General features: G+C 71.2%; 25 protein-coding genes. 10 read left to right on the top strand and 15 right to left on the bottom strand.

Annotated features, from left to right (window positions below):
* Nucleotides 1-447 precede the first annotated feature (447 nt).
* Nucleotides 448-1,338, top strand: a complete 891-nt coding sequence (gene dapF, locus FV226_RS10505) for a diaminopimelate epimerase (RefSeq protein ID WP_147762856.1) — start codon at nucleotides 448-450, stop codon at nucleotides 1,336-1,338.
* Entirely contained in the window at nucleotides 1,338-2,576 is a 1,239-nt protein-coding gene (gene mtaB / locus FV226_RS10500) for a tRNA (N(6)-L-threonylcarbamoyladenosine(37)-C(2))-methylthiotransferase MtaB (protein ID WP_147762855.1), read from the top strand. Before dapF ends, mtaB begins: the two co-directional genes overlap by 1 nt.
* 39 nt (nucleotides 2,577-2,615) lie before the next feature.
* Here mtaB and FV226_RS10495 read toward each other — a convergent pair whose 3' ends face one another.
* Entirely contained in the window at nucleotides 2,616-3,314 is a 699-nt protein-coding gene (locus FV226_RS10495; RefSeq protein ID WP_147751412.1) for an RluA family pseudouridine synthase, read from the bottom strand.
* A gap of 42 nt (nucleotides 3,315-3,356) precedes the next feature.
* Between FV226_RS10495 and ftsY the strand changes: the two genes are divergently transcribed.
* Nucleotides 3,357-4,742, top strand: coding sequence for a signal recognition particle-docking protein FtsY (ftsY, locus tag FV226_RS10490; RefSeq protein ID WP_147762854.1), 1,386 nt, complete (start codon nucleotides 3,357-3,359; stop codon nucleotides 4,740-4,742).
* Nucleotides 4,743-4,785: 43 nt separating this feature from the next.
* Here the strand turns inward: ftsY and FV226_RS10485 are convergent, their stop codons facing one another.
* A complete protein-coding gene (locus FV226_RS10485) occupies nucleotides 4,786-5,694 on the bottom strand; it encodes a LysR family transcriptional regulator (protein ID WP_147762853.1) in 909 nt (302 codons plus the stop codon).
* Between the two features lie 92 nt (nucleotides 5,695-5,786).
* Between FV226_RS10485 and FV226_RS10480 the strand changes: the two genes are divergently transcribed.
* The gene (locus FV226_RS10480; RefSeq protein ID WP_147762852.1) at nucleotides 5,787-6,719 is read left to right on the top strand and encodes an NAD-dependent epimerase/dehydratase family protein; all 933 of its coding nucleotides are present in this window, start codon (nucleotides 5,787-5,789) and stop codon (nucleotides 6,717-6,719) included.
* A 133-nt stretch (nucleotides 6,720-6,852) separates the two neighbouring features.
* On the top strand, nucleotides 6,853-7,461 hold the full coding sequence (locus tag FV226_RS10475; protein WP_147751453.1) for a septation protein A: 609 nt from the start codon (nucleotides 6,853-6,855) through the stop codon (nucleotides 7,459-7,461).
* A 117-nt stretch (nucleotides 7,462-7,578) separates the two neighbouring features.
* Here the strand turns inward: FV226_RS10475 and FV226_RS10470 are convergent, their stop codons facing one another.
* The 11 genes from FV226_RS10470 to FV226_RS10420 all read right to left on the bottom strand — a co-directional run bounded on the left by FV226_RS10470 (nucleotide 7,579) and on the right by FV226_RS10420 (nucleotide 12,719).
* The gene (locus FV226_RS10470) at nucleotides 7,579-8,172 is read right to left on the bottom strand and encodes a DsbE family thiol:disulfide interchange protein (RefSeq protein WP_147762851.1); all 594 of its coding nucleotides are present in this window, start codon (nucleotides 8,170-8,172) and stop codon (nucleotides 7,579-7,581) included.
* Complete coding sequence (gene ccmD / locus FV226_RS10465; protein WP_147762850.1) at nucleotides 8,169-8,321, bottom strand: heme exporter protein CcmD; 153 nt, start codon at nucleotides 8,319-8,321, stop codon at nucleotides 8,169-8,171. Before ccmD ends, FV226_RS10470 begins: the two co-directional genes overlap by 4 nt.
* 39 nt (nucleotides 8,322-8,360) lie before the next feature.
* Nucleotides 8,361-8,852, bottom strand: a complete 492-nt coding sequence (locus FV226_RS10460) for a VOC family protein (protein ID WP_147762849.1) — start codon at nucleotides 8,850-8,852, stop codon at nucleotides 8,361-8,363.
* Nucleotides 8,853-8,887: 35 nt separating this feature from the next.
* Nucleotides 8,888-9,688, bottom strand: coding sequence for a heme ABC transporter permease (locus FV226_RS10455; protein ID WP_147762848.1), 801 nt, complete (start codon nucleotides 9,686-9,688; stop codon nucleotides 8,888-8,890).
* A gap of 83 nt (nucleotides 9,689-9,771) precedes the next feature.
* On the bottom strand, nucleotides 9,772-10,041 hold the full coding sequence (locus tag FV226_RS10450; RefSeq protein WP_147751420.1) for a Txe/YoeB family addiction module toxin: 270 nt from the start codon (nucleotides 10,039-10,041) through the stop codon (nucleotides 9,772-9,774).
* Nucleotides 10,038-10,292: a type II toxin-antitoxin system prevent-host-death family antitoxin gene (locus tag FV226_RS10445; RefSeq protein ID WP_147762847.1), complete on the bottom strand. Its 255-nt coding sequence runs from the start codon at nucleotides 10,290-10,292 to the stop codon at nucleotides 10,038-10,040. Before FV226_RS10445 ends, FV226_RS10450 begins: the two co-directional genes overlap by 4 nt.
* A gap of 123 nt (nucleotides 10,293-10,415) precedes the next feature.
* Nucleotides 10,416-10,763 carry a DUF4189 domain-containing protein gene (locus tag FV226_RS10440; protein ID WP_147762846.1) on the bottom strand — a complete coding sequence of 116 codons (348 nt, stop codon included), beginning with the start codon at nucleotides 10,761-10,763 and terminating at the stop codon, nucleotides 10,416-10,418.
* A 130-nt stretch (nucleotides 10,764-10,893) separates the two neighbouring features.
* Nucleotides 10,894-11,562 (bottom strand): heme exporter protein CcmB, encoded by a 669-nt coding sequence (ccmB, locus tag FV226_RS10435; RefSeq protein WP_147762845.1) that lies wholly within the window; start codon nucleotides 11,560-11,562, stop codon nucleotides 10,894-10,896.
* Complete coding sequence (gene ccmA, locus FV226_RS10430; RefSeq protein ID WP_147762844.1) at nucleotides 11,559-12,206, bottom strand: heme ABC exporter ATP-binding protein CcmA; 648 nt, start codon at nucleotides 12,204-12,206, stop codon at nucleotides 11,559-11,561. Before ccmA ends, ccmB begins: the two co-directional genes overlap by 4 nt.
* 35 nt (nucleotides 12,207-12,241) lie before the next feature.
* The gene (locus tag FV226_RS10425; protein ID WP_147762843.1) at nucleotides 12,242-12,511 is read right to left on the bottom strand and encodes a type II toxin-antitoxin system RelE/ParE family toxin; all 270 of its coding nucleotides are present in this window, start codon (nucleotides 12,509-12,511) and stop codon (nucleotides 12,242-12,244) included.
* A complete protein-coding gene (locus FV226_RS10420; RefSeq protein ID WP_147751426.1) occupies nucleotides 12,495-12,719 on the bottom strand; it encodes a ribbon-helix-helix protein, CopG family in 225 nt (74 codons plus the stop codon). The genes FV226_RS10425 and FV226_RS10420 overlap by 17 nt, the downstream gene beginning before the upstream one ends.
* 213 nt (nucleotides 12,720-12,932) lie before the next feature.
* Between FV226_RS10420 and FV226_RS10415 the strand changes: the two genes are divergently transcribed.
* Nucleotides 12,933-13,139 carry a hypothetical protein gene (locus FV226_RS10415; protein WP_147751427.1) on the top strand — a complete coding sequence of 69 codons (207 nt, stop codon included), beginning with the start codon at nucleotides 12,933-12,935 and terminating at the stop codon, nucleotides 13,137-13,139.
* Nucleotides 13,140-13,406: 267 nt separating this feature from the next.
* A complete protein-coding gene (acnA, locus tag FV226_RS10410; protein WP_147762842.1) occupies nucleotides 13,407-16,106 on the top strand; it encodes an aconitate hydratase AcnA in 2,700 nt (899 codons plus the stop codon).
* Between the two features lie 80 nt (nucleotides 16,107-16,186).
* Here the strand turns inward: acnA and FV226_RS10405 are convergent, their stop codons facing one another.
* Nucleotides 16,187-16,810 (bottom strand): glutathione S-transferase family protein, encoded by a 624-nt coding sequence (locus FV226_RS10405; protein WP_147762841.1) that lies wholly within the window; start codon nucleotides 16,808-16,810, stop codon nucleotides 16,187-16,189.
* A gap of 73 nt (nucleotides 16,811-16,883) precedes the next feature.
* On the opposite strand from FV226_RS10405, the gene FV226_RS10400 reads away from it, so the two are divergent.
* Both FV226_RS10400 and FV226_RS10395 read left to right on the top strand, forming a co-directional pair.
* A complete protein-coding gene (locus FV226_RS10400; protein WP_147762840.1) occupies nucleotides 16,884-17,570 on the top strand; it encodes a YafY family protein in 687 nt (228 codons plus the stop codon).
* A 94-nt stretch (nucleotides 17,571-17,664) separates the two neighbouring features.
* A complete protein-coding gene (locus tag FV226_RS10395; protein ID WP_147762839.1) occupies nucleotides 17,665-18,348 on the top strand; it encodes a metal ABC transporter permease in 684 nt (227 codons plus the stop codon).
* Between the two features lie 89 nt (nucleotides 18,349-18,437).
* Here FV226_RS10395 and FV226_RS10390 read toward each other — a convergent pair whose 3' ends face one another.
* Nucleotides 18,438-19,556 (bottom strand): AI-2E family transporter, encoded by a 1,119-nt coding sequence (locus FV226_RS10390; protein ID WP_147762838.1) that lies wholly within the window; start codon nucleotides 19,554-19,556, stop codon nucleotides 18,438-18,440.
* A 240-nt stretch (nucleotides 19,557-19,796) separates the two neighbouring features.
* Between FV226_RS10390 and FV226_RS10385 the strand changes: the two genes are divergently transcribed.
* Nucleotides 19,797-20,105: an acyl carrier protein gene (locus tag FV226_RS10385; protein ID WP_147762837.1), complete on the top strand. Its 309-nt coding sequence runs from the start codon at nucleotides 19,797-19,799 to the stop codon at nucleotides 20,103-20,105.
* Nucleotides 20,106-20,110: the final 5 nt, after the last annotated feature.

The raw sequence follows: 20,110 nt of genomic DNA, 5'->3' as shown, positions 1-20,110 counted from the left end.
GGATCAGTGACCGCGGGGGAGGGCGCCGTCGAGGCCGGCGGCGGGGGCTGCTGCGCCAGGGCGGGCAGGCTCCCGCAGGCGGCGGCGGAGGCGGCGAGGAGGCCGGCGACGAGCGTGAGGCGAGGGCGGGTCAAGGCGGCGCTCCGGGGAAGGCAGTGGAGGCGAGGGCAGTGGAGGCAAAGGAAAAGGAGACAAGGGCGTCGAGGCTACGGCCGAGGCCGCCGCGAACCGAATCGGCACGGTCCCGTCTCGCCCGAAGGTAGTGACGAACACCGTCCTTCGCGAGGCCATGGACGCGCGTTCCGATCGCACGGCGCGCGGACGCGGCGGATCTGCCACGCCCCTCGCGCCGGAGGCCGGCCTTGCCATATACGGTGCTCCGACGGGCTCTCGGACGACGCCCGGCCCCCACCCCCGCGACGACGCGGTTCGAACCACCATGGCCGCATGAGCGCACTCGCCCACAGACGCTTCCTGAAGATGCACGGCGCCGGCAACGCGATCGTGGTGCTGGACCTGCGCGGCACCGACATCCGCGTCGCCCCCGAGGAGGCACGCGCCATCGCCGCCGATCCGGCCTCGAGCTTCGACCAGCTGATGGTGCTGCACGATTCCGCGAGCCGCGGCGCCGACGCGTTCATGCGGATCTACAACACCGACGGCTCGGAATCGGGCGCCTGCGGCAACGGCACCCGCTGCGTCGCCTACGCGATGCTCGACGACCCGGCCATGGCGCGGCCCGTCGAGACCGGGCGGCTGGTGCTGGAGACGGTCGCCGGCCGCGTCGAGGTCAAGCGCGTCGCCGAACGCTCCTTCACCGTCGACATGGGCCGCCCGCGCCTCGCCTGGAACGAGATCCCGCTGCGCGATCCGTTCCCGGACACGCGGCGGATCGAGCTGCAGATCGGGCCGATCGACGACCCCATCCTGCATTCGCCGGGCGCGGTGAACATGGGCAACCCACACGCGGTCTTCTTCACCGATCGCGATCCCGACACGTTCGACCTCGGGCAGATCGGCCCGATGCTGGAGAACCACCCGATCTTCCCCGAGCGCGCCAACATCTCGGTGGCGCAGGTCCGGGGGCGGGAGGCGATCAAGCTCCGGGTCTGGGAGCGCGGCGCCGGCTTGACGCTGGCCTGCGGCACCGCCGCCTGCGCCGCCGTCGTCGCCGCCTCGCGCCTCAGGATGGTCGGCCGGCAGGCCACCGTGAGCCTGCCCGGCGGCGACCTGTTCGTGGAGTGGCGCGCCGACGACCACGTGCTGATGACCGGCCCGGTCTTCCTCGTCGCCGAAGGCCGGTTCGCGCCCGCCCTGTTCGCCCAGGACGCCGCCTGATGGCGGTCGAGACGCTGACCTTCGGCTGCCGGCTGAACACGGTCGAGGCCGAGGTGATGCGCGGCCTCGCGGAGCCGACCGCGCGCGGGCGCGACCGCGTCGTGGTCAACACTTGCGCCGTCACCACGGAAGCCGGGCGGCAGGCGCGCAAGGCGATCCGCCGCCTGCACCGCGAGCGGCCCGACGCCGAGATCGTCGTCACCGGCTGCGGCGCGCAGATCGAGACCGCCGCCTACGCCGCGATGCCCGAGGTCGCCCGGCTGGTCGGCAACGGCGACAAGCTCTCGCCCGCGGCCTGGCGGCCGGACGCGAACGGTGCGCGCGACGCGGTCGGCGACGTGTTCGCCGCCCGGCACGCCGAGCCGACGCGGATCGCGGGCGTGGCCGGGCACACCCGCGCCTTCGTGCCTGTGCAGAACGGCTGCGACCACCGCTGCACCTTCTGCGTCATCCCGTTCGGGCGCGGGCATTCGCGCTCGGTGGCGCCCGACGCGGCGATCGCGCAGGTCCGGCGCATCGTCGCCCACGGTGGGCGCGAGGTCGTGCTGACCGGCGTCGACCTCACCGCCTACGGCCGCGACTTCTCGGGCGCTGGCGAGAGCCTCGGCACGCTGGTCCTGGCGATCCTCGCCGCGGTGCCGGAGCTGGCGCGCCTGCGCCTGTCCTCGATCGATTCGATCGAGGCCGACGACGCCCTGATGCGGGCGATCGGCGACGAGCCCCGGCTGATGCCGCACCTGCACCTGTCGCTCCAGGCCGGCGACGACCTCGTGCTCAAGCGGATGAAGCGCCGGCATGGGCGCGCCGACGCGATCCGCTTCTGCGACGCGGTGCGGCGCCTGCGGCCGGACGCGGTGTTCGGCGCCGACCTCATCGCCGGCTTCCCGACCGAGACCGAGGACCAGTTCGCCCGCTCCCTCGACCTCGTCGCGGAATGCGGGCTGACGCATCTCCACGTCTTCCCGTACTCGCCCCGCCCGGGGACGCCGGCCGCGCGGATGCCGCCGGTTGCGCCCGAAGTCGTCCGCGTCCGCGCCGCGCGCCTACGTGCGGCGGGCGAGGCGGCCCTTCTCCGCCACCTCGACGGCGAGGTCGGCCGGTCGCACCGGGTGCTGGCGGAGCGCGGCGGCGTCGGCCGCACCGAAGGGTTCACGCCGGTGCGGATCGCCGCCGAGCCCGGCACGATCCTCGACGTGACGATCGCCGGGCACGACGGCCGCGCGCTGCTGGCCGCCTGATCGCAAGCGAACCGGCGCGTGGCCGCCCCGGTCCGAGGGTCACCCGGCCCAGCCGCAGGCCGACAGCCCGTCCCGCATGTGCTCGGGTGCCGGCGCCTCGGCGACCACGGGCGGCTTCTTCGGGTAGAGCGGCAGGGCGAGGCCGCGCGCATGCAGTTGCAGGCCGGGGCCGCCGTGGCGGGCCGCGGTGCCGTAGATTGAATCCCCGACGATCGGGAACCCCGATGCGGCGCAGTGCACCCGGAGCTGATGGGTGCGGCCGGTGACCGGGATCAGCTCGAGCCAGGCCTGGCTCGCGGACCGGCCGAGCACGCGCCAGCGCGTCGTCGACGGGTCGCCGGCCGGGTCGGCCTTCATCCACCACGAGCGTGGATCGCTCGACCGCCGGGCGAGCGGCAGGTCGATCTGGCCCTCGTCGTCCGGGGGCGCGCCCTCGACCAGCGCCCAGTAGGTCTTCCGCGCCTGCGCGTTGGCGAACAGCTTGTTGAGGCGCGCCAGCGCCTGCGCATGGCGCCCGAGGGCCAGGCAGCCGGAGGTGTCGCGGTCGAGCCGGTGCGCGGCCTCCGGACGCCGCGGCAGGCCGAAGCGCAGGGCGTCGAGGTGTTCGGTCAGGGTCTCGCCGCCCTTCGGCCCCGGATGCACCGGCAAACCCGCGGGCTTGTCGATGACGAGGACCAGGGCATCGCGGTAGAGCAGGCGCGCGCCTATGTCAGACGAGAATGCGGCAGGCGACGACATGCCTCCCGGCTAACGGTGCCGGGGCGCGGGAGCAAGGACGACATGAGCCAAGACGAGAAGCCGGGCTGGTTCGGCCGCCTGTTCGGGCGCAAGGGCGCGACCGAAGCCCCCGAGCCGCCGCCGGACTCGCCCGCCTCCCCGGCGGAAGGGCAGCCGGACTTCGCCACGGCTGCCGACGACGTGGCGCACGTGCCGCTGCCGCCGGCCGAGCCGTCGCCGGTCGACCCCGACCGGAACGCGGTGCCCGACGAGATCGAAGGCGCCGACCTTCAGCCGATCGCCGGCGAGCCCGAGACGCCCCCCTCCGGTACCGCCGGCGACGACCCGGCCCGCGGCGCCGAGCCTGCCGACACCACGACGGTCGCCCGCGAGCCGGTGACCGCGCCCGACGCGGGGCCTGAGGCCGGCGCCGGCGCGCCGGATATCCAACCGGTCGACGTCGCGGCCGCGCTCGCTCACGACGCCCTCGCCGACGACGAGACGGCATCGGAGCCGGCGTCGGAGAAGCGCGGCTGGTGGACCCGGCTGACCTCGGGGATGAAGCGGACCTCGTCGGCCCTGTCCGACCGGGTCACCGGCCTGTTTACCAAGCGCAAGCTCGACGCCAACACCCTGGAGGACCTGGAGGACGCGCTGATCCAGGCCGATTTCGGCGTCGAGACCGCGACGCGGATCTCGGAGGCCGTGGGCAAGGGCCGCTACGAGAAGGGCATCTCCCCCGACGAGGTCCGGGCGATCCTGGCGACCGAGGTCGAGCGGGCGCTGGAGCCGGTGGCCAAGCCCCTGGTCGTCGATCCCACCAAGAAGCCGTTCGTGATCCTGATGATCGGCGTGAACGGCGCCGGCAAGACCACGACGCTGGGCAAGCTGTCGCTCAGCCTTAAGGCGGAGGGCCGCTCGGTGATGCTGGCGGCGGGCGACACCTTCCGCGCCGCCGCGATCGAGCAGCTGAAGGTCTGGGGCGAGCGCACCGGCACGCCGGTGGTGAGCGGGGCGCAGGGTGCGGACGCGGCGGGGCTCGCCTTCGACGCCCTCAAGCGTGCGAAGGCCGAGGGCACCGACGTGCTCCTGATCGACACCGCCGGCCGGCTGCAGAACAAGGCCGGGCTGATGGCGGAGCTGGAAAAGATCATCCGCGTGCTGCGCAAGAGCGATCCCGAGGCGCCGCATGCGACGCTGCTGGTTCTCGACGCCACCGTCGGCCAGAACGCCCTGTCCCAAGTCGAGCTGTTCTCGAAAGCCGCGCCGGTCTCGGGGCTGGTGATGACCAAGCTCGACGGCACAGCCCGCGGCGGCATCCTGATCGCACTGGCCGCCAAGTTCGGCCTGCCGGTGCACTTCATCGGCGTCGGCGAGGGCGTCGACGACCTGGAGCCGTTCGCGGCGCGCGACTTCGCGCGGGCGATCGCGGGGCTGGAGAAGGGCTGACGCCCGACGCGGACCGAACGGCCTGCAGTGCAGTCGCGGGTCGTCAGCAGGTCGCCGTCGCGCCGGGTGCTGCCTCCGAAAGGTCGAGCCCTTCGACCAAGGCATCGAACACCGCGCGGCAGCGGGCGTTCGTCTTCAGGTCCTCGTGCATCACGATCCAGAGGGGCAGCGTCAGGGTGATCGCGGGCAGGACGCGCACCAGCGCCGGGTCGCGCCGGGCGATCGCCACCTGGCAGATGCCGATGCCGAACCCTGACCGGATCGCGGCGACCTGGGCGAGGTTGCTGTCGGCCCTCAGAGCGAACGTGCGCCGGTCGAGCGGCGGCAACCGGGCGGCCATGGCCCGAAGCGCCGGGGTCTCGGTGTCGTAGCCGATCACGTCATGGGCTGAGAGGTCGCCGATGGTGGCCGGCGTCCCGGCTCTGTCCAGGTAGTCGCGGTGGGCGTGGAACCCGAGATCCACCGGCGGCAGGCGGCGCGCCAGCAACGCCCCCTGGGTCGGCTCGACCATGCGGATCGCGATGTCCGCCTCGCGCGCGAGCAGGTCGCCGACCACGTCCGAGAGCGCCAGCTCGATCGCCAGCGCAGGATTTGCCCGCCTGAGCCGGGTCAGGATCGGCGGCAAGTGCTCGACGCCGACGACGTCGCTCGCCGTGATCCGCACCGTCCCGGCGAAGTCGCCCTGGGCACCGCTGGCGGCCCGCAGCAACGCGGCGGCGGTCGTCGCCATGGTTCGCGCGTGCGGGCGCAGCGACACCGCAAGCTCGGTCGGTTCGAGCCCACGCTGCGACCGCACGAACAGGTCGGCGCCCAGCGCCGACTCCAGCGCATCCACGTGGCGGGCGACGGTCGGTTGCGTCGTCCCGAGCGCACGCGCGGCTGCCGACAGCGAGCCAGCGTCGAGCACGGCGAGCAGAGTGCGATAGAGCGCCCAATCGGGATTGTGGTTCATCCGTTTGCGTATAGCAGGACCACGGACTTCGGCAATTTTCGATGTGCCCGCCGAGGTGCATCGTCCTGCCTTCAGCGATGAGGGACAGGACGATGACGCAGCGGATCACGATCTTCGGCTACGGCGCGGTCGGGCGGCCGATCGCCGAGCGGCTGGCCGCACGCGGAGACCGCGTGCGGGTCGCAACCCGCACACGCCCGGCGGACCTCCAGGCCGGCGTCGAGCATCAGGTCTGCGACGTCCTGAATCCTGCCGACGTGCGGCGCGCGCTCGACGGGTCGGCGCAGGCGGTACTCGCGGTCGGCTTCCCCTACGACGCGCGGGTGTGGCGGACGGCCTGGCCGCGAACGATGCACGCCGTGGTCGAGGGCTGCGCCGAGGCGGGGGCGCGGCTGGTCTTCATCGACAACCTCTACCAACTCGGGCCGCAGACGGCGCCGCGCACCGAGGACATGCCGCTGACCGCAGGCGGCGAGAAGCCGGCGATCCTGGCCGAGGTCACCCGGATCTGGCAGGGAGCGCGAGCCCGCGTGCCGGTGGCGGCCCTGCGCTGCTCCGATTTCTACGGACCCGGCGTCGCCAACTCCCATCTCGGCGCCTTCGCGTTCGGTGCGCTGGCGAAGGGCCGGCCAGCGCAACTGCTCGTGCCGGCCGACACGGCGCACGACTTCGCCTACGTCCCGGACGTCGCGCGGGCGGCTTTGGTGCTGCTCGACGCCCCCGACGCGGATTTCGGGCAGGCCTGGAACGTTCCGTGCGCGCCGACGCGGAGCCCGCGCGCCCTGCTGACGATGGGCGCCGGCGTGCTCGGCAAGCGGCTCAGGCTGTGGGCCGTCCCCTTCGCGATGCTGCGGCCGCTCGGGCTGGTCTACCGCTTCGCGCGCGAGGTGGCCGATGTCGGATTCACCTGGGATCGTGCCTACGTGATCGACGGCGGCAAGTTCGCCCGCCGCTTCGGCTTCGTGCCGACCCCGTTCGAAGTGGGCGTGCCGGCCACCGTCCGCCGTTTCGCCGAGGCGCGTTGACGGGGGCGAGGACACGATGGCGCTGGGCCGGCCGGCATCCGGCCCGTGCCGGCAGCCCCGGTGGACCGCACCCGTCGTCATCGATACAGACGCATCGACGCGATGGGCCCGTTCCGGCTCCCTGGCCAGCATGATGCAGATCGAATCCGTACCCCCGCGCCGACACCTCGCGCCGCTCCCCAAGCTGGCGCTCGAACTCGGGCCGCTGGTGATCTTCTTCCTCGGCAACGCCTACGCCGAGCGCTTCGGCGTAGCCCCCGACCAGAAGCTGTTCGTGGCGACCGGGGTGTTCATCGTGGCGACGGTGCTGGCGCTCGCCGTGCACTTCGCCCTGGTGCGCCGGCTGCCGATCATGCCGATGGTGTCGGGCGTGGTGGTCGTCGTCTTCGGCGGGCTGACGCTCTACCTGCAGGACAAGACCTTCATCATGGTGAAGCCCACCATCGTGAACACGCTGTTCGGCCTGGTGCTGCTCGGCGGCCTCGCCTTCGGCAAGTCCCTGCTCTCGGTGGTGCTCGACTCGGTGTTCTCGCTCACCGACGAGGGCTGGCGGAAGCTGACCTTCCGCTGGGGGCTGTTCTTCCTGGCGCTCGCCGTGCTCAACGAGGCGGTGTGGCGGACGCAGAGCGAAGATTTCTGGGTGAACTTCAAGGTGTTCGGCATCATGCCGCTCACCGTCGTGTTCGCGCTCGCCCAGACGCCGCTATTGACCCGCTACGAGCGCAAGAAGTCCGACGTGTAACGGCGCGCAGGTTCTCGCGCAGAGACAGCCCCGACGGCGTCGGCCGGCGGCAAGCGCGACCGCGCGCCGCTGCCGGTGCGGCGGACGGCCCGCCAGGGCCAACGAAGAATTTCCTTCCTATTTCGCGGCTACCTTGCCGGCCGCGCGGATCTTGGCGATCACCTCGGCGAGATTTTCCGGGGTGACGATACCGACGAGCTTGTCGCGGATCACGCCGTCCGGGCCGATGATGAAGGTCTCGGGCACGCCGTAGACACCGAAATCGATGCCGACGCGGCCGGTCTCGTCGTGGCCCACCGCCTGGAACGGCACGCCGTTGCGCGTCAGGAACCGGCGTCCGTTCTCGGCGGCGTCCTTGTAGTCGATCCCGACGAGCCGGATGCCGGGCTCGCGCGCCAGGCGCATCAGCATCGGATGCTCGACCTGGCACGGCGCGCACCACGAGGCCCAGACGTTGAGCACCGTGACGCCGCCCTTCAGGTCGGCGCTCGACAGGCCGGGCACCGGCTTGCCGTCGACGGTGAGGCCGGCCACCGCCGGCAGGGTGAAGCTCGGCACCGGCTTGCCGATCAGCGCCGAGGGGAGGGCGGCTGGGTCGGCGCCGGAGCGCAGGCGCAGGAAGAACACCGCCGCCAGCACCGCGAAGGCCAGCACCGGGACGACGACGAGGAGCGAGCGGCGGACCGGCTCCGGAGGGGTCTCGACGCTCACCGGCGATCCTCCGCCTGGAGCTGGGACAGCGCCCGCCGCTGCGTGCGCCGGTCGCGGACCGCGTTGAGGACGAGGCCCGCCATCACCAGCGCGGTGAAGGCGTAGGAGGCGAGAATGAAGCCGCCGTGGCTGCCGAGGTCGAGACTCATGCGTTTATAAAATCCGAAGGAGCTTGTGCAGAAGCGCGCTCATGCCTGCGCCGCCCGCTCGAGGGCGGCGACGTCCAGCTTGACCATGGTCTGCATGGCCGCGAAGACGCGGGCCGAGACGGCGGGGTTGGGGTCGGCCAGGAGGCGCGGCAGCACCTCCGGCACGATCTGCCAGGGCACGCCCCAGCGGTCGCGAAGCCAGCCGCACATGATGGCGCTGCCCCCGTCGGCGGTGAGGCCCGCCCAGAGCCGGTCGACCTCCGCCTGGTCGGCGCAGGCGACCGAGATCGAGGCCGCCATGCCGTACTCGGCCGGCGTGCCGCCGTTCAGCGCCTGAAAACTCTGGCCGCCGAGGGTGAAGGCGACGAGGATCGCGTCGCCGGCCGCCCCGCCCGGCCACGCACCTGGTGCGCGTTGAATGCGGTCGATGCGCGAGTCGGGAACGAGGTCGACGTAGAGGCGGACCGCAGCCTCCGCGTCGGTGCCGAACCACAGGCAGGTGCTCGCCTTCGTCGTGCTCGCCTTGGTCATCAGCCGCATCTCCCTTGCGGACGGCGCGTCCGCGATCAGACCGCCTGGCCGAGGGGTAGGGCGCGACCGGCCTCGGAGGCCGTCACGGTCGAGCCGGCGTCGAGGCGCTCCGCCTCGCGGATCGTCAGCGTCCGTACGCGGCGGCGCATGATCTCGGTGCGCATCGCGTAGAGGTGCAGAGCGGTGCCGCCGAGGGTGGCGGCACCGATCATCACCAGCAGCGGGTAGAGCATCGACGGGTCGATGGTCGAGCCGCCCATGCGCAGGATCGAGGCCGGCTGGTGCAGGGTCGACCACCAGTTCACGGAGAACTTGATGATCGGCAGGTTGATCGCGCCGACGAGCGTCAGGATCGCGACGGAGCGGGCGGCCCGGTTCGGATCCTCCATCGTCCGCCACAGGGCAATGATGCCGCAATAGATCAGGAACAGGATCAGCATCGAGGTGAGCCGCGCGTCCCAGACCCAGTAGGTGCCCCACATCGGCTTGCCCCAGAGCGAGCCGGTGACGAGGCAGATCAGGGTGAAGGCCGCCCCGATCGGGGCTGCGGCGCGCTGCGCCACGTCGGCGAGCGGATGGCGCCAGACCAGGGTGCCGATCGCCGACAGGCTCATCGAGCCGTAGAAGAACACCCCGAGCCAGGCCGCAGGCACGTGGATGAACATGATCCGCACGGTCTCGCCCTGCTGGTAGTCGGGCGGGGCGACGAACCACGACAGGTACAGCCCGAGCGCGAGGATCGCGGTCGAGATCGCGGCGAGCCACGGCACCAGCGTGCCGGACCAGCGCATGAAGTGGCTCGGGTTGGACAGGCGCGTCCAGAGGGGCGTCGACATGCGCCATGTCTTAGCGCGGGGTGCGGTGCAGCGGCAATGCGCACGTCTGGCGCAGGGGGACGCCGAGCTGGAGGCCGCCGAGCTCAGGCGTAGCGCCACCGGCATTGCAGGATCTCGACGGCCTGCGTCTCACCATGGCCGCCGACCCGGTAGACGAGGCGGTGGGAGCCGGTGATCCGCCGAGACCACCATCCGCTCAGGTTGCCGCGCAGCGGCTCGGGTTTGCCGATGCCGGTGAACGGCGTCCGCCGGACCTCGCGGATCAAATCGTTGATGCGCTTGAGGGTTGCGGGGTCGGATGCCTGCCAGAACAGGTAATCTTCCCAGGCGTGGTCGGCCCAGAGGAGCTTCACCCCTCGATCAGATCGTGTTCGGACCCGCCACCGGCCTCGATCTGGGCGGCGGCTTCGAGAAGCCGCTTCGCGTTGGCCGGCGTGCCGAGGAGATGGAGCGTCTCGCGCAGCTGATCGAGTTCTGCGAGCGGCAGAATCACGAGAGGCTCGTGGTTCTGCCGCGTGACGACCAGTTCCGACCGGTCGTTCTCAACCTGGTCGAGATACGCGGCGAAGTTCCGCCGAAGCTCGGTCAAGCCGACTTGCGCCATGACAACCATCCGCTCTGTACAGGAACACGTACATATCGCGCGATGATGCCACGGCGCAAGGTCGAGCGCGGAAGGATCGTGCGTCGCGGACCCGGAAGCCCGTCGGCGTTCAGGCGCCCCGGATCATTCGCACTCGGAAAGGACGAGCTTGCAGTTCGGGCACTTGTCGAAGGCCATCTCCTTGGCGGCGGCCTCGGTGCGGCCCCAGCCGACGCCGTAGCTGGTGCGGTTGGAGACGTAGGCGCCGCAGCTGTCGAAGCGGGCCACGACCTTGCAGTTGTCGTTGCCCATCTTGGCGCATTGCCGCATCGCGGCGGCGCCGGCGGCCTCGCGCGAATCGCCCCAGCCGATGCCGTAGCCCTCGTCGCCGGCCTTCTGGCCCTCTTCGGTGTCCACGGCGAAGGCGCCGGCGGCGGCGGCGGGTGCGGTCGCGAGAAGCGCCAGGAGCAGCGCGGACATCAGGGTCTTCATCGGTACGTCCCCATCGAATCTGACAGGGCGGGCGAACCCTTCGCGCCGCCCCTGCAGGACGTCTGATAAGGCAGTGCGGCGCAAAGGAAATTGCACCTCCGTTCCGATCTCTTGCCTCAGCGTCCCGGGCTCATTCCGACCAGCGCAGGGCCGCCGCCGCGGCGAAGGTCCCGACCAGGGCCGCGATCAGGCTGAGGCCGGTCAGGATCATCAGCGGGGTCGCGAAGGGCACGGTGCCACCGAGCGCCGACTGCGCCGCCGAGACGCCGAAGATCAGCGTCGGGATCATCAGGGGCAGCACCAGCACGGCGAGGATCAGGCCGCCCCGGCGGATCGAGGCGGTGAGGGCCGCGCCCACCGCACCCACGAAGGTGAGCGCCGGCGTGCCCACGAGCAGCGTCAGCGCGGTCGCGGCCATGGCGGTGCCGTCCAGGGCCACCAGCAGCCCGAACAGCGGCGAGGCCAGCGCCAGCGGCAGCCCGGTGGTGAGCCAGTGCGCGATCACCTTGGCCAGCACCACGAGTTCGAGCGGAATCGGGGCCGCGGTCATCAGGTCGAGGGAGCCATCCTCCTCGTCGGCCTGGAACAGGCGGTCGAGTCCGATCAGCGTCGCCAGCACCGCCGAGAGCCAGAGGATCGCCGGCCCGATCCGCGAGAGCAGGTTCAAGTCGGGCCCAAGCGCGAACGGCACCAGCGCGACGATCATCAGGAAGAAGACCAGCGACAGCATGCCCGACCCGCCGACGCGGGAGGCCAGCGTCAGGTCGCGGGCGACGAGGGCGACGAGGATGCGGATCACGCCCAAACCTCCTCCGCGTCGGCCGCCGGCTCGGGCGCCCGCGGGGCGGCCTGCGCGATGTGGAGGTTGCGCGCGTCTTCGAGGCCGAGGGCCTGGTGGGTGGCGGCGATGACGAGGCCGCCCGCCGCCCGATGTTCGGCCATCAGCCCGGCGAGCACGCCCTGCGACGCGGTGTCGAGGGCCGCCGTCGGCTCGTCGAGAAGCCAGAGCGGGCGCGCGCAGACGAGGAGGCGGGCCAGCGCCACCCGGCGCCGCTGCCCGGCGGACAGGTAGGCGACCGGCAGGTCCAGGGCGTGGGCGAGGCCGAGCCGGTCGAGCGCCGCCCGCGGGCTCAGCCACTTCGTCCCCAGTAGGCTTTGGGCGAAGGCGAGGTTCTCGGCCGCCGTCAGGCTGCTCTTCAACCCGTCGCGATGCCCGACCGCGTGCAAGCATTCGGGAAGCGCCGCTTCGCCCATGTCGTGGACGGTGAGGCGCCCGGAATCCGGCCGCAGCCGCCCGGACAGGATCGCGAGCAGGCTCGACTTGCCCGCCCCGTTGCGGCCGGTGACGGTGATCGCTTCGCCCGGACCGATCGCGAAGGACAGCCCGGAGAAGATCCTTCGCCCCGAGCGGCGGCAAGTGAGGGCGTCAACGGTCAGCCGCACGAAGGTTGCCTGTTCAGGAGGTGAAACGTCTCGATCTAACGGTAGACGGCCCGGCGGTGGCCGATCCGCACGACGACGATCCGAACGGTCTCGTCCTCGATCGATGCAATGATCCGATAGTCGCCGACCCGATATTTCCAGAGGCCGCCCAGCCGCGAACCCTTCAGCGCTTCACCGAGGCTTCGCGGATCGTTCGAGGGCGATAGGCGGTCCTGAAGAAAGCGGAGAATCCGCGTGGCGGTCTCTCGGTCGAGCTTGTCGAGTTCGCGTTCCGCGGACCGTTCGAACTCAATCCGCCAAGCCATATCGGTCCATAACCGCCCGCAGGGGAACGGCCTGGCTCTCGCCGCGCTGCAGGGCTGCGACCCGGCTCTCCGCGATCTCGACGTCCTCGATCTCGTCGAGATGGTCCTGGATCGCCTCGCGCACGTGGTCGTCCGCGCTGCGGCCGGTGCGTCTGGCCAGAGCGTCGAGGCGGCGTTCGATCTCCGGCGGCAAGTCGAGGGCGAGCATGGCAGTCTCCAGCGCGCGCAAGGCTTACGATGGCGGCGCGCATCCGTCCATTCGCCCTGCCGCGTCCTGCGATCACGATGAAGCCCGCGGCCCCCGCGCCGTCTTGCCCGGTTGCGCGAGGCGGCGGAGCCGCGCAACCTCCCCCGTCCCGGGGCAAGCGGCGTTCGCGATCTTGGGACGCCGGGACGCACCGCCGACACGGAGGATGTCGCCATGACCAAGCCCTCGCACTCCGCGAAGCTTCGCGTGAACGATCCGCAAGCCCGGACGGAAGCCGAGATGGCCCAAGACCCCGATGCGGTCGCCGGCCGCGCGATCGTGGAGGCGCGGGTCGCGCTCTGCACCCGGGACGAGCAGGCCGCGTTCTGGGCGGCGGTGCGGCGCTGCTTCGGCGGCCCGGCGCCGGAGGCCACCGCCTGAGCCGGGCGGAGAAGGCCGCGGGGGCGGACAGCCTCGCGGCACTGTCACCCGCGACACGGTAGCGGGCAGATTCGAATCGTTCTATACGGTCCCCAGGCTGCGCCGCGCGACCTTCGAGCGTCCAATTCGCTCCTCGCGCACCCTCCTGCCCGGGCACCCCCGGGGCGGCGCGCGCTCCCTGCGAGCGCAGTCAGGCCGAACACCGGTTTCGTGGCGCGGGTTATGCCTGCGCGTGTTCGACAAACGCCAGCGAGGATCAGACCAGCCGTGGCTTCACTCGACAGCTTCAAGTCCCGTCAGACGCTTACCGCGGCGGGCAAGACCTATACCTACTACTCGATCCCCGAGGCCGAGAAGAACGGCCTCGCCAACTCCACCGCCCTGCCGTTCTCGATGAAGGTGATCCTCGAGAACCTGCTGCGCTACGAGGACGACCGCTCGGTCAAGAAGGGCGACATCGAGGCGACCGTCGCCTGGGTCGACAACCGCGGCAAGACCGAGACCGAGATCGCCTTCCGCCCCTCGCGCGTTCTGATGCAGGACTTCACCGGCGTGCCGGCGGTGGTCGACCTGGCGGCCATGCGCGACGCCATGGTGGCGCTGGGCGGCGACCCCCAGAAGATCAACCCGCTGGTGCCGGTCGACCTCGTGATCGACCACTCGGTAATCGTCGACGAGTTCGGCACGCCGAAGGCGCTGTCGGACAACGTCGCGCTGGAATACGAGCGCAACGGCGAGCGCTACACCTTCCTCAAGTGGGGCCAGTCGGCGTTCGACAACTTCTCCGTGGTCCCGCCCGGCACCGGCATCTGCCACCAGGTCAACCTCGAATACCTGTCGCAGACCGTCTGGACGAAGACGGTGGACGGGGCTGAGGTCGCCTATCCCGACTCGCTCGTCGGCACCGATTCGCACACCACCATGGTCAACGGCATGGCCGTGCTCGGCTGGGGCGTCGGCGGCATCGAGGCGGAAGCCGCGATGCTCGGCCAGCCGCTGTCGATGCTGATCCCCGAGGTCGTGGGCTTCAAGCTCTCCGGCAAGCTGCCCGAGGGCACCACCGCCACCGACCTCGTGCTCACCGTCACGCAGATGCTGCGCAAGAAGGGCGTGGTCGGCAAGTTCGTGGAGTTCTACGGCCCCGGCCTCGACGCGATGGCGGTCGCCGACCGCGCCACCATCTCGAACATGGCGCCGGAATACGGCGCGACCTGCGGCTTCTTCCCGATCGACCGCAAGACCATCGACTTCCTGACGGTCACCGGCCGCACCGACGAGCGCATCGCCCTGGTCGAGGCCTACGCCAAGGCGCAGGGGATGTGGCGCGACGCCGACACCCCGGACCCGGTCTTCACCGACACCCTCGCCCTCGACATGGGCGACGTGCGGCCCTCGCTCGCCGGCCCGAAGCGCCCGCAGGACCGGGTGCTGCTCGACGCCGCCAAGCCCGGCTTCGCCGGCTCGATGGAGACCGAGTTCCGCAAGGCCGCCGACATCGCCAAGCGCTACCCGGTCGAGGGCGCGAACTACGACATCGGCCACGGCGACGTCGTGATCGCGGCGATCACGAGCTGCACCAACACCTCGAACCCGTCGGTGATGATCGGCGCCGGGCTGCTCGCCCGCAACGCCGTCGCCAAGGGCCTGCGCTCGAAGCCCTGGGTGAAGACGTCGCTGGCGCCCGGTAGCCAGGTCGTCGCCGAGTACCTCGAGAAGGCCGGGCTGCAGCAGCCGCTCGACGCGCTGGGCTTCAACCTGGTCGGCTTCGGCTGCACCACCTGCATCGGCAATTCCGGCCCGCTGCCGGCCGCGATCTCGAAGGCGATCAACGACAACGACGTGGTCGCCGCCGCCGTGCTCTCGGGCAATCGCAACTTCGAGGGCCGCGTGAACCCCGACGTGCGGGCGAACTACCTCGCCTCGCCGCCGCTCGTCGTCGCCTACGCGCTCGCCGGCTCGATGCAGATCGACATCACCACAGAGCCGCTCGGCGTCGGCTCGGACGGTCAGCCGGTCTACCTCAAGGACATCTGGCCGACGACGGCCGAGGTGGCGCAGTTCATCGAGGCGAACATCACCTCGGCGCTGTTCAAGTCGCGCTACGCCGACGTCTTCACCGGCGACGCGAACTGGCAGGGCGTCGAGGTCGTCGAGGCCGAGACCTTCGCCTGGAACGGCGGCTCCACCTACGTGCAGAACCCGCCCTACTTCGAGGGCATGACCATGGAGCCGGCCCCGGTCCAGGACATCCAGGACGCACGCATCCTCGGCCTGTTCCTCGACTCGATCACCACCGACCACATCTCGCCGGCCGGCAACATCCGCGCAGCCTCGCCCGCCGGCGAATACCTGCAGGAGCATCAGGTCCGGGTGCAGGACTTCAACCAATACGGGACCCGGCGCGGCAACCACCAGGTGATGATGCGCGGCACCTTCGCCAACATCCGCATCAAGAACCAGATGGTGCGCGATCCCGCCGGCCAGGTGGTCGAGGGCGGCTGGACCCTGTTCCAGCCGTCGGGCGAGCGGATGTACATCTACGACGCGGCGCAGAAATACGCCGCCGAGGGGACGCCGCTCGTGGTCTTCGCCGGCAAGGAATACGGCACCGGCTCGTCGCGCGACTGGGCGGCCAAGGGCACCAAGCTGCTCGGTGTCCGCGCCGTCGTGGCCGAGAGCTTCGAGCGCATCCACCGCTCGAACCTCGTCGGGATGGGTATCGTGCCGCTGGTGTTCCAGGGCGAGACCTCGTGGTCCTCGTTCGGCCTCAAGGGCGACGAGACCATCACGATCAAGGGCATCTCGGGCGAGCTGAAGCCGCGCCAGACCCTGACGGCCGAGATCACCTCGGCCGACGGCACCAAGCAGGAGGTGCCGCTGACCTGCCGCATCGATACGCTGGACGAGCTGGAATACTTCCGCAACGGCGGCATCCTGCCCTACGTGCTGCGCTCGCTCGCGGCCTGAACCACGGGCCGGGCGGCCTTCGGGCCGCCCCGAACCGAAGCATCGTCAAGCCGCCGCGGGCTCGCACCGCGGCGGCTTTTTCATGATCGTCGACGGACGGGTGAGCTCGCCGGCTGCGCCGCATCGAAGGCCGCCGCGAAGGCTGCGCCCGGGCGCGCGGTGCAGCGGTCGACCCAGGCGTCGATCGCCGGCACGCCGGGCTTGCCGAACCACGCGAAGGGCGAGTGCAGCAGCAGGTCGGCCGCGGTGAAACGGTCGCCTAGCAGGAACGGGCTGTCGCCGAGCGCCGAGGCCAGACGCGCCCGGGCCTCCACGCCGCCTCGGAACGTCTGCCTCAGGAACGGATGGTCCAGTCCGGCAGCCTCGACGATCAGCACCGGCTCCAGGACGCCGGCGTACCAGGCGAGCCATCCGAGGTAGGCGCCGCGCTGCCTGTGCCCGTGGGGGATGGAGAGCCCCGCCTTCGGGAACAGGTCGGCGAGGTGCTGCACGATGGCGCTCGATTCGCGCACCAGCGTGCCGTCGTCGTCGAGCAGCGGCACCTTACCCTCGGGATGCGGGTTGGCCGGGTCGCGAGCCCCCGATCCGTCCGTGCGCGGGATCGTCACCCGCTCGATGCGTACGTGATCCAGGGCATCGAGCTCCTTGACCAGGGCGACGATGCGGGTCGAGCGGCTGTTGGGGGAATGATAGAGCGTGATCATGGCGGGCTCCTGCTGGCGGGTCGGCAGGGGATGGTCTAGCCAGGTCCACCTGCCAGTTTCCGTCAGTTGCACGATGGCCCGAGCCGACCGGCTGCTTCGATTGCTCCACGCGATGCGCGTCCTGCCGGCGCCGGTCACGGCGGCCCGGCTCGCCGAGGAGACCGGCGTGTCGCTGCGCTCGATCTATCGCGACATCGACAGCCTGCGCACCGCCGGAGCCGGGATCGAGGGCGAGCGCGGCTACGGCTATCGCCTCGTCGAGGACGTCGCGCTGCCGCCGCAGACCTTCGACCGGATCGAGATCGAGGCGCTGGTCCTGGGTCTCGGCGAGGTCCGGCACATGGGCGACCCGGCGCTCGCGGAGGCCGCCGCCTCGGTCCTGGCCAAGGTCGCGGCGACCCTGCCAGACCGGCGCGAGCAGCACCTGCTTCACGCCGTCTCGCAGGTCCGCCGGTTCGGGACGCGCTATCCGGCGACCGTCGACATGGCAGCGATCCGGTCCGGGTGCTGGCGTGAGGAGGCGGTGACGATCCGGTACGCGGACAAGGACGGGGCGACGAGCGTCCGCACGATCCTGCCGCTTTCCATCGTCTACCTCGACGACAAGATGACGGTGCTCGCCTGGTGCTGCCTGCGCGAGGCGTTCCGCATGTTCCGGGCAGACCGGATCGCGGGGGCGGAGCCGGCCGGTAGCAGCTTCCGCCCGCGACGGGTGACGTTGCTGCGCAGCTACCTCGCCGAGCTGCGCCGACGGGGATGACGGGCGACTCGGAAACAAAAATAGATTGCGCGCAAGGGTGTTTTGCGGTCGCCGGCGCCCCATAACCCTCCGGTCACGACAACCGGAGCGCTACATGAAGACCTTCACCACACTCGCCGTCGCCGGCCTGATGACCCTGTCCGGCGCCGCCTTCTCCGCCCAGGCGCTGGAGCGCGTCCGCGGCACGATCGAGAAGGCCGACGGCGGCATGGTCACGATCAAGACCGTCGACGGGGCCACCGAGACCGTCGACGTCGGCGGCGCCAAGTTCGCCTGGGTCGTGAAGTCGAGCCTCGACCAGATCAAGGACGGCGTCTTCATCGGCACGGCGACCAAGGGCGAGAACCCGATGACGGCGCTCGAGGTCGTGCTGTTCCCCGAGTCGATGCGCGGCACCGGCGAGGGCCATTACGGCTGGGATTCGATCGCCGACCAGACCGCCGCGGGCGGCGCGGCGGTGAAGAGCTCGATGACCAACGGCACGGTCAAGGCCGAGTCCGGCGCGTCGCGCGTCAAGAGCGCGATGACCAACGGCACGGTGAAGGCCGACACGGCCGGCGCCTCGGGCACCAAGACGCTCACCGTCGGCTACGGCAAGGACGGCGCGGCCAAGACCATCGAAGTGCCGCCGACCGCACCGATCGTCGCCTTCGAGCCTGCGGACAAGGCGATCCTCACCCCCGGCTCCAAAATCTTCGCCGTGGTCGACAAGGCCGGCTCGAAGATCGAAGGCAAGCTGATCGCCGTCGGCAAGGACGGCCTCACCCCGCCGATGTAATCGAACCGACTCCGGCTGCACGCAAATCCGTGCCGCCGAAGTCTTCGCAAAACGGCCGCGGGATCTCGGATCCCGCGGCCGTTCGCATGTCAGGGAGCCTTCGCGTCGGCGCCGACCGTGAACTCGCGCCACAGCAACATCAGCGCGGCCATCACCGCCGGGCCGAGGAACAGGCCGAGGAGGTGGAAGGTCTCGACCCCGCCGAGGATGCCGAGCAGCACCCACAGGAACGGCAGCTTGGTGGTGCCGCCGATGAGCGCCGGGCGCACGAAGTGGTCGGCCACGAACGTCACGACGAAGCCCGCGACGGCCACGATCACCGCCGCCTTCACCGAGCTCGCCGCCACGAGCAGCAGCGCCGCGATGGCGATGGCGAGCGCCGCGCCGAACGGGATCATCGCGGCGACCGCGGTGAACGCGCCGAGCAGCACCGGGTGCGGCACGCCGGCGAAGTAGTAGACGATGCCGAGGACGACGCCCTCGCCGAGGCCGACGAGGACGAGGCCGTCGACGGTGCCGTGCACCGAGGCGACCATCTGTCGGCCGACCCGCTCGCCGCGCGGCCCGAACAGGCGGTTGCACGCCACGAGGACCTGGTCGCGGATGGTGCGGCCGTCGCGGAACAGGAAGAACAGGGCGACGAGGCTGAAGCCGAACAGCACGACGCGATGCACCACCTCCTTGCCGACGTTGCGCGACACCCCGATCACGGAATCGTTGTCCAGCTTGCGCAGCAGGTCGGAGCCGGCATCGGGATGGCTGAGGTTGGCGCTCCACCAGGCGGACGCCTGGGCCGCGCCGTAGGGCAGGTGGTTGATGACGTCCGGCACGGGGACGCCGTCCTTCTCGGCCGTGCGCACGAAGTCGAGCACGTCGTGCGCCTCGCGGGCCGCCTGGACGCCGAGGATGACGAGCGGCGCGAGGAAGACGAGGGCGACGAGGAGCGTCGCCACGAGCGGAAGCACGACGTTGTGGCCGCCTGGCGGAAACCGCCGTTCGGCGCGCGCGTAGAGCGGCCACAGCGCGATCGCCAGCACCACCGCCCAGGCGAGCGCCGGCAGGAAGCCGGACAGGATCCAGAGGCCGAGCGCCGACAGCGACAGCACGAGCGCCACGCGGGCGATCCCCTGGCCGCGCGCCTTCTCCACCGGCGGGAGCGGCGGGGCGCGGTCCGGCGGCGCGTGGTCGGTGCGAAGCGTCTGGTCCATCAGGCGAGTCCTCCGGCGCGATCCGCCGCGCGCTCATGTAGGCCGCCGTGGGACCTTTGCCATCCGGCGAAGCCCGCCCGGAGGGCCACATGGTTGCCGGGCCGGACCCCCTCGTGTAGAGGTCGCGGCCACTTGACGGGGCGGCGCAGGGCGCCCTCCGCCACCGGGCCGTGCGGATGGGGGCGCCGCGTCGAGCATCGGCGGCGGCCCGTCGCACCCATCCCGATTCGGCGAGAACGCATGTCAGACCAGCCCAGCACCGGCACCGCCACCTTCGAGCGCGTGGCCGACATCATCGCCGACACCGCCGACATCCCGCGCGAGAAGATCACGCCCGGGAGCCACGCGATCGACGACCTCGGCATCGACAGCCTCGCCTTCCTCGACATCGCCTTCGCCGTCGACAAGGCGTTCGGGATCAAGCTGCCGCTGGAGCGCTGGACCCAGGAGGTCAACGAAGGCAAGGTGCCGGCCGAGGAGTACTTCGTGCTGAAGAACCTCTGCGCCCGCATCGACGCGCTGGTCGCGGAAAAGGCCGCCAAGGTCTGAGCCGA

The sequence above is a fragment of the Methylobacterium sp. WL12 genome (assembly GCF_008039475.1).
In the GTDB taxonomy this organism is placed as follows: domain Bacteria; phylum Pseudomonadota; class Alphaproteobacteria; order Rhizobiales; family Beijerinckiaceae; genus Methylobacterium; species Methylobacterium cerastii.
This window is presented reverse-complemented; position numbering and strand designations above follow the sequence as displayed.